The following is a 14,673-nucleotide window of genomic DNA, read 5'->3' on the forward strand; positions in this document are numbered from 1 at the left end:
AGGAGGGTGAGGCGTGAAGCTATTCATACACCGCAAAGACTTGCGTACGGATGATCTGGCCGCATTTGATTATTTGCGGGAACACCAAGAAGAGAGTGTGCATGTTCTCATCTATGATCCATTCCTCCTGCGGCAAGGCCGAGAGAAGGAACACAGCGGTGTGAATTTCAGGCAGCATGCAGCGGAATTAGGCAGACAGTATTTTGAAGCCAAACGAAAACTGCATGTTGCTTACGGCAAACCGGCTGAAGTGGTTGAATTCATCCTGAACGAATTCAAAGGTGAGATTAACGAGATTGTGGTTCATCGGGACATGACGCCATATGCAATCGAGCGGGATAGGGCCATACGCAAAGTTAGTGAGGCACGCGAGGTTACGTTCACACAACTGACGGATCATCTGCTGATGGATTTGAATGGATTTTCCAATTTTACAGGCAAGTCGGAGCCTTATAAAGTATTTGCGGCTTTTCATCGGCGTTGGGTGGAATTCATGAATGAACATCCCAACCCTCCTTCGGCAACAACGGTTGCAGAGTTGAAGGTGAGTGATCGTCAGATTGAATGGCCGGATGCAATGCAGGTACCTTTGGAGTTGCTGGAGGGCAGTGGTTCGAATGACGATGATCCGCATCTGCTGTTGGATCAATTTTTGTCGGATCGAATTGCTGAATATGGGGATCATCGGGATGAATATGAGGCCTATGAAACAAGCCATCTCAGTTCTTACGTAGCTGTGGGGGCTGTATCCATTCGCAAAATGTATGATGCGGCGAGTCGCACGGCTGAGGCTGGGGAATGGATCAGGCAATTGTGCTTCCGTGACTTCTATCTGTATCGAGCGGTCTATGAGAGTCACTATTTTACATATGAAAAGGTGTACGATCTCTCGGCTCTCCATGATGATCACTTTGAACAGTGGTGCAAGGCGGAGACTGGCATTCCGATTATTGATGCAGCGATGACGGAACTGAATGAAACCGGACATATGCCAAACCGGCTGCGGATTCTCACGGCGATGTTTCTCACCAAAAACCTGCAATGCCCATTCACCTTGGGCGAAGCTTATTTCAGGCGCAAGCTGCGTGACTATGATAACATTCAAAACCGTGGTAACTGGTTATGGTGTGCCTCGCTTGGTGAGAATGCGGCTCCGTATTTTCGTGTGAATAATCCGGTAACGCAATCCGAGAAATATGATCCGCAAGGTGATTATATTCGCAAGTGGTTGCCTGAATTGAAGGATCTGCATAGCAAGGACATCCATCAGCCGCGCAAGGATGCCATTGTGGATCTGAAGGCATCGAGACAGGCAGCGATTGACGTGTATAAACAGATTCTGGCGAGTCGTGGGAAGTAGACTCAGTCAGGGGCGTGATCATGTCCCAACCCAAATTTACCATTCTCATCCGGTTGATCCAATATTCATTTGGTTGAGAGCAGGATGTTCCACAGACCGCGTACTCGCGGTCTTTTTTACATATATAGACATGAAAATAGTGTGAAATGTGTTGAAAATTTAGGAATTGTTAAGAAAATGGACTATCCATCTTAAGCATTATGGCTTTTAATAGATAGAGAGCTTTATTGTATTAAGTCATATCTGACATATTGACGAACACATTAAGGAGAAACGTAAACATGAGTGAAACACTGAAAAGAGAGCGAATTCCAGAGCTGAATCTGGTGCGTGCCCTGGCAATTATCGGCGTACTCAGCGTGCATTCTACGTCCTACGCGACGGTGGACATGACGGGCTCAGGCTACTACTGGCTGTACAACTTTATTAATATCTTTATGAAATATGGTACGCCAACCTTTATTTTTATGAGCAGTTTCGTATTGTTCTATAACTATTATTCCCGTCCGTTGGATAAGAAACTCGTAAGTAACTTCTACAAGAAAAGATTTGTGTATATTTTGCTCCCGTATTTCCTGTTTTCATTAATGTATTTTGTGTTGCTGCATTTCACGCATTATCAGGGCCGACCTTTCGGCGAATCGGCAGTAAGTTTTATCACGAAATTGTTTACAGGTAAGGCCTATACACATCTGTACTTTGTTTTTATTAACATGCAATTTTATCTGTTATTCCCATTGGTGTTATGGTTGCTTAAGAAATATCCTTCTGTGGTGAAATGGTCTGTTCCGATTGGGCTATTGATTCAATGGGCATTCATCGTAAGTAATAAATATGGATTCCAGGTACCCAACAAGGGAAGCTGGGCGTTCTCATACTTTTCCTATTTCATGCTGGGTGCTTTTATCGGGGTATATTTCCCTAAAATCAAGCAATGGTTTGTCATCAGTCGGGCCAATGCAACCAAAGGACGCGTAGCTTCATGGATTCTGCTCTGGGCGGTATGGATCATTGCTGGGCTTGGCCATGTGTATATCTATTACCTGCTGCGTCTGAAGATCGCAACGTATAACACACTGTGGTATGAATTCTTCTGGAATGTGCATACCTTTGCTTGTGCGCTGGTGCTTATCCAGATTGCCTATCTGCTCTATCGCAAAGGGCCTTCACTCATCGTCAAGCCGCTGAATCGGCTTGGGGCATTGTCCTTTGGCATCTATCTGATTCATCCATTCTTCCTGTTGGTGTATCGGAATTATCCACCTCAAACAGGAGTATCGTGGTTAGTGCATCTATGGTATGCCGGAGGATTCGGTGTAGCTCTAATCGCTTCGTGGATCGTCGTTGGATTGACGGCAAGGTTTGTTCCATATGCATGGGTCATCTTTGGCAATCTGCCAAAACCCAAACCACGTCTGGTCCCACAACAGAACTCGGGCCAACTGGACGTTTGATAAGATGTATTTCCAACACAGGAATAATAAACCGTTTCTTGGTCGACCTTAGGGGAGAGCAGGAAGCGGTTTTTTGATGTATGCAGATATGTGTAATATGGGGAACGAGTGTTTCTTTTTCATGTAAGAGGGGTAATCATAAGGCGGAACGATAATACATTATGGATAACAGGATTAAGGTGAATATAATGACAACATGCGAAAAATGCGGGAGACCGATGCAGGATATATTGGAATATGTGGAACACATTCTTCACGAATGCAGTGAACAGACACAGGAGTACAACTCGAAAGATTATCAGGCCTATAGCCATGAGGGTGTTCACGAGCAGATGTGATACAATAGAAAGAAACCGGATTCATACGGAACCGAGGTGACAACATGGAGACGGGTCCAGCCCCTTTCCGGCAAGGAAAGACGGAACAAGAAGCGCGACTGAGCAAAACGTGTATGTATTGCGGACAACAGCGGCCGATGTCCGAATTCCGGCGCAGAACCGGAAAGCGGGCAGGCCCCGGAGCCAGGCGTGGAGCCTGTCGCAGCTGTCGCCAGCTTGGTGGACAGGCTGACCATGAGTCAGGTTCAAGCGTGAGCGGACGAACGAATGAACGGATCGAGCATCAACGGGATGGCTTGGAGACACGTGCTGTTACTGCCAGACCCTCTGCATCTGCGAGAAATGAGGCAGGTCGTACCTCCCATGGTATGGAGCAGGGATCTGCTACGGTGTCTGAGTCTGAAAGAAGTCAACCTTCAGTAGAATCGTCATCTTCGAATGACGATGAACATGCTGACTTGGTGACTTCCTCACCCTCTTCTTCGGGTATTCGCAAGAAGAGAAGAAGACGGAGGAAGAGCAAGCGTTCAGAGAGCATAACGGGCAATGAGCTGAGAGAGACGAGTCTGGAGCATGATGGTTTGGCGGGTGAGGTAGGAGATGAGCCACAGCCAGGTGAGCATTGGCGTGGGGAAGAAGGGCATTCGCAGGGCCATGCCGCTGCGAATGAAAAGGGCAGTGCACAGCGGGCTGGCGCGCGAGCAGCCGCTGCAGTGCAGGCCGCCGAGCAAGCTGCGGCGGCCCAACAAGCTCTGCTGCCGGCTGAGCCGCAAGGCCCAGCAGCAGAGCCAATGGCTGCGGATCAACCGACCGCAGCCAAACGCAAGCGCAAGCGGCGCCGCAAGCGTGCTGCCGCGCTCGCGCCCGGCGCAGGGCAGGCCCGCAGCGTAGCTGCTGAGGCCCATGCGCCGGCACTGAGCGACCGTGGCGATGCCACCACGGTCGCTGCACCTACGGCGGCGGAGGCACAGCCTGCCGCCGCCGGGCGCGAGCCCGGGCAAGCGCCGGGGGCTGCTGCGGAGGCAGGGCCTCCTGCGCCCGTGCGCCAGCCTGGCTCGCCAGGGTCCAAGCCGCGCCAGGCGCGGGAGCGTGCGCCCAAGGCGAGCGGCGAAGACGCTGCCCGCGGTGCATCCGGGCAGCGACCCGCGCATGCCAGCCGCAGCCACGGGGCTGGCACGGATGGCCGTCCCCGCCGCCAGACCCCGTCGGCCCCGGTAGCCATCGACCCGGAAGATCCGGCTTCGCTCCGGACCAACCGGCAAGGCATGGTACGGATGAGGGGCAAGACGGACAAGGGCAGACGTTGGCATCAGGAAGTGGACATGGAGCTTGCGGTCACGCTGGTGAAGGAAAAAGCCGCTGTGGTGGTCAATCGGTACACGATTCGCCGATTGTTCAGCAACAAGGATTTCAAGCGGTATATTTTAACCCGGGATCACTACACCTGTTACTTCTGTGGATCGTATGGAGATACGATTGACCATCTGCTGCCGCGTGCCAAAGGTGGACATACCACTCCGCTCAACTGTGTCTGCGCCTGTAATCTGTGCAACCAGTCCAAAGCAGCGATGGATGCAGAAGAGTTCATGCGTTCCGGTATTCCCGAATGGAATGCTGCCCATCAGGCAGAATTGATTGAACTGGCCATGCAGGAAGCGCAGCTGGAAGAAGGATAAATGCCCCCGAAGATGGAATCGGGGTTTCGATATGAAGAGCACACCAAGACCACAGAGGTCGAGGTGTGCTTTTTTGATTTAATTTTGATTTGGATGGGGAGTGAGATTGCAGTGCAATAATTTCTTCAAATTGACAACGGTGTTCATCGAAGATGTACGTTATACTGGGAGGGAGTTGCTTAAGAAGCTTCATCATCCATATGAATGATGAAATGTATAGTGAACATCAAACCTGAGAACTTAGACTGTATAGATTGGATGGATGCAGATGACCCCGGCAGCATTAGACATTATGTCATATATTACGGAAGAAAATATTCGTTTCTGGCTGGAGAAGTTTCGCTCCCTGGGCCCGTTACCGGGAATTTTGCTTACGTTTATGAAATCATTTGTACCGCCACTTCCAACGCTGTTGATTGTGGGCGTAAACGGTGCGGTATATGGTCTGTGGGCAGGATTTATATATTCATGGATCGGCATGGTGCTCGGTTGTACCGTTACATTCCTGATCGTACGGGAGATTGGGAAATCTGCTTTTGTAGAGCGATGGGCACGCAAACCTCGTGTGCAACGCAGCATGGTATGGATTCGAAGGAATGCATTCAGTTATGTTTTTCTGCTGAGTATCTTCCCGGTAGGTCCGTTTGTCATTATTAATGTGGCGGCAGGTATCGCACGAATGCGATTGTTATCCTTCCTGCTTGCGGTGGGCTGTGGTAAAGCGATCATGATCTTCTCAGTTACGTATATCGGTTCCAATGTGGAACAATTTCTGGAGCACCCAATACGCTGGGTAGGCGTATTGCTGTTTATTGCGGTATCCCTGTGGGCAAGCCGCAAACTGGAGCGACACTTTACCCGGTCATCGTCAGATGGAGAAGATCTGCATGATCTGAATCAACCAACTGGCAAATCGATTTCCTCATAAATGTAAGAACTATCAGTGCGCAGAATCGATTCTGACAATATTGACGTTGGCAGGAAGGAGGATCAGCATGATTGAGGATATATTTGGATTCAGCCGAATGTTAAATCGCATGAATGAACATGAACTTCGTACATTGCTGCGTGTGCTCTACATGAAATCAGAACTCGTGGTCAAACGGCAGGAAAAACAAAGCGAAAAAATGGATTTTGCGGGCACGATGCAATCCCTGTTTCGGGATCTGGATATATCTCTTGATCTGGGGCAGCTGGAGCAACAGGCTTTGGGTGAGGTCGACAAGCCAAATGAAATTCATATTACGTTTGGAGAATCACCTCTGAGTAGTCTGAAAATGGGAATGAGTACATTACCTGATCAGGAAAAACGGTACTTTTTCTCCATGGACGATAATTATGCGGTAGGGCCGTTAGGTGATCTGACCCGGCGTGTAGACTTGCAACGCAGGCATCTCTGGCTGACCGAACGATTGTGTCTCAATGACCGTCAGGCATACGCCCTGCATGAACTGGACTCGTTGTCTGAACTCAACACCAGACTACAGTCTATAGATGATAGGACTTCAATCATCATCTGGTATGCGAATAATTCACATGAGAATACAGGACTGCTCTATGCCATGCATTTATTGCGGAGCAGCGAGAGTCCTATATATCTTATTGAAACGAGTGGCTTATATCAGCAATTATTCAATAGACCTGACATTCAATACGATGTGCTCCATACAGGCGAGATTCTTCCGGAAAAGCTTCTGGCGATGTGGCACGTTTGCTCTGAGCAAGAGCCACTGTCCAAGCAAGAGCGCCGCCAACTGGAGCAGGATTGGCTGGAACTTTCGGTACAGCCTGGGCTATTACGTATGATGGAGAATGGCGTGATTCGGAGCTTAACTGAAGATGCTTTGGACGAGTACATTATGCAGAAGGTGAGGGAACTGACACCGAACTGGGAGCCAGGCAAGTATATCCGAGCAGCTCGTATTGTGGGTGAAGTGATTGGTACAAGTAGCCAGCATATAAGTGATGCGTTCGTGGAGTACCGTCTACGACAACTGGTGCTGCAAGGCCAACTTGAGATGGATGGAAAGCCACTTGCAATGAGGTATTACAGTATTCGGCTTGCCGAGCGCTGAAAGGGACTAAGGCTGAAACGCACAGATAGAAAAACAAGCGACGAGATCGCAAAGTTTGAAATAAGACGGAAGATTTGAGCAGTTCCTTGCACAGACAGGAATATGATCACGAAGTTTCTCTGTTACCAGCTATTCAGATTTAACACTTAAATAGACTGTTCCACCGGTGAGTAACTCCTACTTGTCGGGGGAACAGTCTATTTTTCATGCTTGATTACTGGAACGACTTCTCCTATGCATTGTCCAATAACATTCGTCTTTATGATCTTCATTTGTATTATGATTTCTTTCCATTCCAGATTTCTAGTAGCGGTCCGTGCTGCCCATAGACCGGATCGGTATCCGGGATCGGAACCTCTCGGATCTCCTGAAGAGCCTTGGCACGATCGTCTTCCTCACCTGTGCGTGTGTTGTAACTCATACCGCCCGGATAAGCACCGGCAATACGAAAATCCGTGCTGGACTCCAGACGTTTATGCCCTGTTCCAGCGGGAAGCACGACAACGTCGCCTGTTTGAAGGTAAACTTTCTGACCGTTTTCTCCCCCTAAAATCAGTTCCACGAATCCACTCACCACAGCAAGAGCCTCATGAGCATTACTATGATAATGATGATAATTGAACACACCATTCAGCCAGCTATTGCCCCATCCATTACGGTTCAGCAACGATTCTGCGTGAAGGGCCTCTTCAGCCCATACGTTCTTATACAAAAGCACAGGCAGGGTCGGATGATTGGGAATTACACCGTCATCCTGAAGGAATAACGTCTCTATGTCCTTTTTCCGTTCATTCATCTCACATCACCTCACTTTAAATTACCCTATAACCTCAAGGACGAACAAAAAATAAACATGTATCATCGCAAGATCGCACTCAGCTCATAAGTTCTACGAAAAGTGAAACGCGCAGTTTCATTATCGATATGGCAAGATACGCAGTTCCAGCAGTATAAAATGAACAAAAAAAGCCAGGGAAGGGTGTATTGAGTAACACCTTCCTTGGCTTTTTTGCGCCTCCGTCTCATTTTCAGTTTTCCTCCGAATACGGACGGTTAGGCTATTTTAAAACGATCTATTGCACGAAATCTTCGTGCTTTCTGAGTTTTACATCAAAAGGATCTAATGATGATCTTTTTTAATGTCGGCAATTTTATCCTGTACAGCACCTTTGGCTTTGTCTTTTTTACCCTCAGCCTGAAGGGATCTGTTGTTGGTTGCATTACCGATCTGATCCTTCACTTCGCCTTTGGCCTTGTTTACGCCTGCTTTGATTTTATCGCCAGTTGAATTACTCATATCGAACATCTCCTTCGTTTCTGGTGTAGTCCTTATTAACCGGGATGTCCGCATTCTAAACGCAATGGCTTTGTTCCAAGTTTTGCATTCGTGACGCAAGAGGTTCATACTTGAAATAGAAAAGATGTCTCAATGATGGAATAAGGCTGAGCCCAACGCTGCATAATAACGACAGTGACCAATTTCGTTGCATGAAAATTGTGATATTGGAAAACAATTCCTGAACATTTGGATAAACGAATCCTTCCTTGTGTACATATCGCACATCTGGTCATATGTGATCTTGTCTTAATACCACATGTGGTAGGAATACGGATCTTGGACAGGAGGATCGGCGGCGTTAGCTTGCCTGAATGGGTTGACAAAAAAATCGATTTTGTTACAATGTTCACAATATCTTCACAAGTGTAAAAAATTTCTTTTTCATGTTCATGTGTAAGAGGTGTAATATAAGGGTATAGAGTTCGGTTTCGGCCTGCTTGTCGTTTTGTGCGTCAACACATGTTGTCCGCAATAGATCCAAGATACAATGCATGATATGGGAGTGGCCCTGAGCTACGCTCATCCTATTGTGTGAAATTTGGTACATTTAGATGTATTCGATGTATTTTGTGGTTCGGCTCTGCTTGACAGGCATCATGAAAGTCGCGGACTTCTATCCCAAAGTAAAGGAGGACTTTCTCTTATGTCACAATCGCCTACTCAACAAGAGGTGCCAGTTACAGAAGGTGCCAACGTTTCCGAGCGCCAGTCCTTGGACGTTCTGGATCAACTGATGAAGCCTGAGGTACAGGAGTCTTTAACCGTTCTGGTGGAGAACCTGCCTAAATTGGCTGAAATGGTTACTGCTATGACAAAAGCTTATGACTTTGCACAAAGTGTAGCAACAGACAAAGTTCTGATCAGCGACACAATGAGCGCAATGGGCGAGTTCGCTAAGCCTGTTGTAGACAAAGCTAAAGGTGTAGCTTCTGCTGCCATCGAAGCCAATGACCGTGCGCAAACAGAGCAAACTTCAGTTGGCTTGTTCGCTATGCTGAAAATGCTCAAAGATCCAAACGTACAACAATCGCTTCGTTTTGCTCAATCTTTCTTGAGCATCCTGAACGAGCGTCAACAACCGAAACGTTAAGACTTAGAAGAACGGAGGATGGATATGTCGAAGCAAATTTTGATCTTGGGTGGAGGATACGGCGGTCTGTTGACTGCATTGACTGCGCGTCAATACTTGTCTCCGGAAGAAGCGACAATTACTGTCGTTAACCGTTACCCTACACACCAAATTATCACGGAACTGCACCGTCTTGCAGCAGGAAGCATTGCTGAACAAGCTGTTGCTCTTCCACTTGAAAAATTGCTGCGTGGCAAAAACGTGAACTTGAAAATCGATACGGTGGATACAATCAAGCCGGACGAGAAGAAAGTTCTGATGACCAGCGGCTCCACATACTCTTACGATGCGCTTGTCGTTGCCTTGGGCAGCGAAACGGCATTCTTCGGAATTCCGGGATTGCAAGAGTACAGCTTCACGCTCAAATCGGTTAGCGATGCAAACCGTATTCGTGCACACGTTGAAGCTCGTCTTGATGCTTACAAACAGTCCGGCAACAAAGCAGACGCTACGTTTGTTATTGGTGGCGGCGGCTTGACAGGTATTGAGCTTGTTGGCGAATTCGCTGACCTGCTTCCTGCAGTATGTCAAGAAAAAGGGATCGATTTCAAAGAAGTATCCCTGTACACGGTTGAAGCAGGTCCTTCCATCCTGGCAGGTTTCCCGCCAGAGCTGGTTGAGCGTGCTAAATCGAGTCTTGAGAAACGTGGCGTTAACTTCATCGTTGGCGTAGCGATTACCGAGATGAAAGAAAACGAAGTTCTGCTGAAAGACGGCAGCTCGATCCCTACGAATACACTCGTATGGACAGGTGGCGTACAAGGCAACGCTGTTGTTGCTAACAGCGGAATTGAAGTGGATCGTGGCCGTGCGAAAGTTACGGAAGTTCTGCAATCTACTTCTCACAAAGACGTGTTTGTTGCTGGTGACAGCGCAGTGGTCTTCCCTAGCGAAGGTGCTCGCCCATACCCTCCAACAGCACAATTGGCTTGGCAAATGGGTGAGACTATTGGTCACAACTTGGGCGTTATGTTCAAAGGTGGCGCAATGGAATCCTTCACACCAGTATTCTCCGGTACGCTGGGAAGTCTGGGTCGTAAAGATGCTGTCGGCATGATCGGTGGCAACCAGACTCGTCTGAAAGGTCTGCCTGCAACCATGATGAAAGAAGCAAGTAACATCCGTTACCTGGCTCATATTCACGGTTTGTTCGCACTGGCTTACTAATCTTAATGCCATTCAAGGGCGCCCTTTGGGCGTCCTTTTTGGTTGTCACCATTACAAAGGAAAACAGATATTCAGATGGGAAAAAGGTACGGCAAAAGTGGTCGATGTGAGGTCGCGTATAAAGTACCTAGGGGATATGGCATATTAATGGGACAACGGAAGAATTCACATTTCATAAATGTACTGAACGGGCATAGACATGAAGCCGGCGCTTAGAAGCGCCGGCTTTCGTTTAAATTATAGGATGAGCATCTTTAAATAAAAGGAACGGGGAGCCGCATCAAGCCATCCGTTCAACTGAGAGGAGAAATGACGTATGAACGTTTTAGTTATAGGAGCAAATGGACAAATCGGTAAGTTTGTGGTGGAGCAGCTGGCACAGGAAGGCAAACATAAAGTAACGGCTATGATCCGCAAACCGGAGCAGGCGGATGCACTGAAGGAACTCGGTGCAGATGTGGTGATCGGTGACCTGGAGGGTAGTGTAGAGGATTTGGCTGAGGCAATGAAGGATCATAATGCCATTGTGTTTACGGCGGGTTCTGGCGGATCTACCGGTCAGGACAAAACACTGCTTATTGATCTCGACGGTGCGGTGAAAACGATGGAAGCCGCAGAGCAGCAAGGAATCTCCAGATATATTTTGGTCAGTGCGTATGGCGCAGATCAACGGGAGAAATGGTCAGAGTCCATCAAGCCTTATTACGTGGCGAAACATTACGCGGATCGTGTGTTGTTTGCAAGTGATCTCAATTACACGATTATACGTCCAGGTGGTCTGAAGAATGAACCGGGCACAGGCAAGATTGCAGTTGGAACCGATCTGGAGCCAGGAAGCATCCCGCGTGAAGATGTGGCCCGTGTCATCGTGGCTTCTTTGCAGGAAGAGAAGACGTACCGGATGGCCTTTGATCTGATTGCCGGGGAGCATCCGGTTGAAGATGCTTTGGGCAAATTGTAGATGTTATTGTAAGATAACGGGAGAATGAAATGATGGGGATGAGGGGGAGCGCTGCATGAACGAAGCCGTGCTGGTCATAGAGGATGAGCCCAAAATAGCACGTCTGCTGGAACTGGAACTACAGTATGAGGGATATCAGGTAGGCAAGGCAGGCAGTGGAACAGAAGGATTGGAGAAGTATGCAGACGGACAATGGGATCTGATTCTGCTGGATGTGATGTTGCCTGGTCTGAGTGGAATTGAAGTGTTGCGGCGAGTTCGGGCCAAAGATGCTACGGTTCCGATCATTATGCTCACTGCCAAAGATTCTGTAGAAGACAAAGTATCCGGCCTGGATCTCGGAGCCAATGACTACATCACCAAACCGTTCCAGATTGAAGAGCTACTTGCGAGAGTTCGGGCTGCATTGCGGCTTAGTGCAGTGGCGTCTGTTGTTTCTTCCGCTTCTTCTACACCTGCTGATACAGGGACTGACTCTTCTGGGCATCAGGCTGAAGCTGAGGCAGGCTGGTTGACGGCTGCCGGGTTGAAACTAAATGAAGGAACGCGAGAGGTATCCCGAGATGGTGTGGCCATTGAGCTTACTCCACGTGAGTTCGACCTGCTCGTGTATCTGCTTCAGAATCAACGTCAGGTGCTCAGTCGTGACCAGATTGTGCAGGCCGTGTGGGGATACGATTATTATGGAGATACCAATGTGGTGGATGTGTACATCCGTTATGTGCGCAAAAAGGTGGATAACGTATTCACACCACCCTTAATACATACCGTACGGGGCGTAGGATACGTCCTGAAGGAACAGTTATGAGCCTGCGCAGTAAAATCTACGGATATTCGTCTGTATTATTTGCTGTGCTGTTAATCGCGGTGAACCTTTCGGTCTACATCGTGTTTGAACGAATGTCGATTGATAACGAGGTTAATCGGGTGGAAGCGGAAGCGGAGTCTATTGTCAAAGGAGTGCGTCAGTCTGCCGGCTCCATTCCGCCGGACGACTTGTTGCGGGCCTATGCGCCTGTGAACGGCATGCTTCGGATCGTTAATGAAGACGGCACCAGTTCCCCGGTGACAACAACAGCAGCTTCCGAGCAGCTGAGCAAGCTGCCTTATAAGTACGAAAGTGAGAAGAAATCGGAGTATACCCAAGTTGAGCAGATTGGTTATGTGTGGGTATCAGTCCCGGTCATCTGGCCTGATGGCGAGGTGGTGAATGTACAGGTCACTGAGAGTATTGCAGAGACGGAGAATCGTCTGTCTGTACTTCGGACTGTGCTTGTGGCGGTCACGATTATTGCTCTCATTCCAGCCATTATCTCCAGCCGGATTCTGGCGAACCGGATGACCAGACCGATTCAGCAGATGACACGCACGATGACTGACATACAGTCCAGCGGCCAATTCAAGCGTCTTCCACTGGAGGAAGGATCGAAGGATGAGCTGAAAACAATGGGACAGACGTTCAACCGGATGATGGACCTGCTCGAATCCAACTTTGAACGACAGGAGCGATTTGTATCCGATGCATCTCATGAGCTCAAAACACCGCTGACCATTATTGAGAGCTACGCCAGTCTGCTACAGCGGCGAGGAAAAGAACGGCCCGAGGTATTTGATGAAGCGGTGGAGGCGATTCTGTCCGAATCGGTTCGTATGCGGGAGATGACCGAACAGCTGCTACTGCTCGCGAAGCAGCCAGAGCAGTGGAATGTACAGTTGGAGCGTGTGGATATCACAAGACTGGCTACAGACTCCACACGTGCGTTTCGCGAAGCCTATCACCGCGAAGTCCGGTGTGAAGATCCAGGTTCAATCTGGGCGATCAGCGATGAGAGCAAGCTGAAGCAACTATTGTTTATTTTGCTGGATAATGCCCGGAAGTATAGTGAGGATGCAATTGAAGTCAGGCTGGAAGCAAAGGGGCAAGAGTGCCGTATTCGAATTGTGGATACCGGGATTGGCATGCGGGAGGACGAGCTGGAGAAGGTATTTGACCGATTCTACCGGGTTGATCCGGCCAGGACACGCAGCTTAGGTGCAAGCGGTTCAGGTCTGGGATTGTCACTTGCCAAAGAGCTTGCAGGGGCAGTTGGAGCACGGATCGAACTGACCAGCACCGAGGGTGAAGGCACCGAGGCTTCGATTATTTTGCCTTTATCGGTTCAGAACGGGCCGCTCTCATGAAATTCTCATTCTTCTCTTATATACTGATAAGCATCAGATCAACTGGGGATGATAAGAGAGTGCATAGGGGGAAACGTGATGACAGAACATGAGCGGCGACCACCGGAGATGAAACGGCATGAACAAGGGAACATTGGATGGGCGAAATCGCGAAGGTCACTCTGGTGGGGTGCAGGGCTTCTCGTTGTGCTGATTGTGGCAGCTGTTGTGTGGTGGAAGCCGTGGCAATCGACGGGTGCGGTACTTACGGCAGATGCGGCGGCCCAATCCGTACTGGATCAATATCCAGGAGAGATTGTGAATTCCACGTTGAAGGACGGGACGTATATCATGCAGCTCCGTTCGGAGACCGGCCTATATGATGTGCAAGTGGATGCCGTTACAGCTGCTGTGAATTCCATTAAACGGCTGGAGTCGAACCCGCAAGCGGAAGAGAAGACGTTATGGAGCCGCGAGCAGATCAAGACGGCGTTGTTAAAACAACAAACAGATAACCAATTGGTCTCGCTTGAACTTGTGGAGCAGCAAGGAAGTCCGGTATACACCGCGGTAGTGAAGGCAAAGGATAACAGCCGTGAAGAACTCACGATTGATCCATACACGGGAGAGACGATAGCTTCCAAAACAATAGCAGCCCCGACAACTGAACCAACCAAGGATGATCCCAAACCTCAGTTTCTGAGCGAGAAACAAGCCAAGCAGAAGGCACTTGCGGAGGTTCCGGGGGAAGTGGACGACATCGAACTGCGTGGAACTAACAGCGGGAATCCATATTATCTGGTTGAAATTGATTTGGAGGATGGCCGGGAGGCTATTGTGCAAGTGAATGCCATCTCAGGAGCAATTCGTTCGGTGACTTGGGATGAGGACGATGATTAACATTTGTACAGGAATCCATTGAATATAGAGTTACACCTTGTTGGATAGATGATTCCTAATGTTGGGGTCATCTTTTTCATTTCTTTTAGATTACATACATAATAAACACTCATT

General features: G+C 48.6%; 13 protein-coding genes. 11 read left to right on the forward strand and 2 right to left on the reverse strand.

What is annotated here, in order from left to right; genetic code table 11:
* Window positions 1-13 precede the first annotated feature (13 nt).
* The 5 genes from ACDJ59_RS27340 to ACDJ59_RS27360 all read left to right on the forward strand — a co-directional run bounded on the left by ACDJ59_RS27340 (window position 14) and on the right by ACDJ59_RS27360 (window position 6,903).
* Window positions 14-1,360: a cryptochrome/photolyase family protein gene (locus ACDJ59_RS27340; protein ID WP_413406837.1), complete on the forward strand. Its 1,347-nt coding sequence runs from the start codon at window positions 14-16 to the stop codon at window positions 1,358-1,360.
* A 281-nt stretch (window positions 1,361-1,641) separates the two neighbouring features.
* Complete coding sequence (locus ACDJ59_RS27345) at window positions 1,642-2,814, forward strand: acyltransferase (RefSeq protein WP_076320117.1); 1,173 nt, start codon at window positions 1,642-1,644, stop codon at window positions 2,812-2,814.
* Between the two features lie 382 nt (window positions 2,815-3,196).
* Entirely contained in the window at window positions 3,197-4,828 is a 1,632-nt protein-coding gene (locus ACDJ59_RS27350; RefSeq protein ID WP_413406838.1) for an HNH endonuclease, read from the forward strand.
* A gap of 292 nt (window positions 4,829-5,120) precedes the next feature.
* A complete protein-coding gene (locus tag ACDJ59_RS27355) occupies window positions 5,121-5,756 on the forward strand; it encodes a TVP38/TMEM64 family protein (protein WP_253504142.1) in 636 nt (211 codons plus the stop codon).
* 67 nt (window positions 5,757-5,823) lie between these two features.
* Complete coding sequence (locus ACDJ59_RS27360; protein WP_413406839.1) at window positions 5,824-6,903, forward strand: DUF1835 domain-containing protein; 1,080 nt, start codon at window positions 5,824-5,826, stop codon at window positions 6,901-6,903.
* Window positions 6,904-7,180: 277 nt separating this feature from the next.
* Here the strand turns inward: ACDJ59_RS27360 and ACDJ59_RS27365 are convergent, their stop codons facing one another.
* Window positions 7,181-7,699, reverse strand: coding sequence for a cupin domain-containing protein (locus ACDJ59_RS27365; protein WP_413406840.1), 519 nt, complete (start codon window positions 7,697-7,699; stop codon window positions 7,181-7,183).
* Window positions 7,700-8,023: 324 nt separating this feature from the next.
* Window positions 8,024-8,200, reverse strand: coding sequence for a CsbD family protein (locus ACDJ59_RS27370; protein WP_074092719.1), 177 nt, complete (start codon window positions 8,198-8,200; stop codon window positions 8,024-8,026).
* 685 nt (window positions 8,201-8,885) lie between these two features.
* Here ACDJ59_RS27370 and ACDJ59_RS27375 point away from each other — a divergent pair.
* The 6 genes from ACDJ59_RS27375 to ACDJ59_RS27400 all read left to right on the forward strand — a co-directional run bounded on the left by ACDJ59_RS27375 (window position 8,886) and on the right by ACDJ59_RS27400 (window position 14,559).
* Window positions 8,886-9,332 (forward strand): DUF1641 domain-containing protein, encoded by a 447-nt coding sequence (locus ACDJ59_RS27375; RefSeq protein WP_017691658.1) that lies wholly within the window; start codon window positions 8,886-8,888, stop codon window positions 9,330-9,332.
* A 24-nt stretch (window positions 9,333-9,356) separates the two neighbouring features.
* Complete coding sequence (locus tag ACDJ59_RS27380; RefSeq protein WP_036606574.1) at window positions 9,357-10,538, forward strand: NAD(P)/FAD-dependent oxidoreductase; 1,182 nt, start codon at window positions 9,357-9,359, stop codon at window positions 10,536-10,538.
* A 316-nt stretch (window positions 10,539-10,854) separates the two neighbouring features.
* Window positions 10,855-11,499 (forward strand): SDR family oxidoreductase, encoded by a 645-nt coding sequence (locus ACDJ59_RS27385; protein ID WP_127550365.1) that lies wholly within the window; start codon window positions 10,855-10,857, stop codon window positions 11,497-11,499.
* Between the two features lie 55 nt (window positions 11,500-11,554).
* On the forward strand, window positions 11,555-12,307 hold the full coding sequence (locus tag ACDJ59_RS27390) for a response regulator transcription factor (RefSeq protein WP_413406841.1): 753 nt from the start codon (window positions 11,555-11,557) through the stop codon (window positions 12,305-12,307).
* Window positions 12,304-13,680: an ATP-binding protein gene (locus tag ACDJ59_RS27395; protein ID WP_413406842.1), complete on the forward strand. Its 1,377-nt coding sequence runs from the start codon at window positions 12,304-12,306 to the stop codon at window positions 13,678-13,680. The genes ACDJ59_RS27390 and ACDJ59_RS27395 overlap by 4 nt, the downstream gene beginning before the upstream one ends.
* A gap of 78 nt (window positions 13,681-13,758) precedes the next feature.
* Window positions 13,759-14,559: a PepSY domain-containing protein gene (locus ACDJ59_RS27400; protein WP_413406843.1), complete on the forward strand. Its 801-nt coding sequence runs from the start codon at window positions 13,759-13,761 to the stop codon at window positions 14,557-14,559.
* The last annotated feature ends 114 nt before the right edge of the window (window positions 14,560-14,673 follow it).

The organism is Paenibacillus amylolyticus, assembly GCF_047302515.1.
GTDB lineage: Bacteria > Bacillota > Bacilli > Paenibacillales > Paenibacillaceae > Paenibacillus > Paenibacillus amylolyticus_G.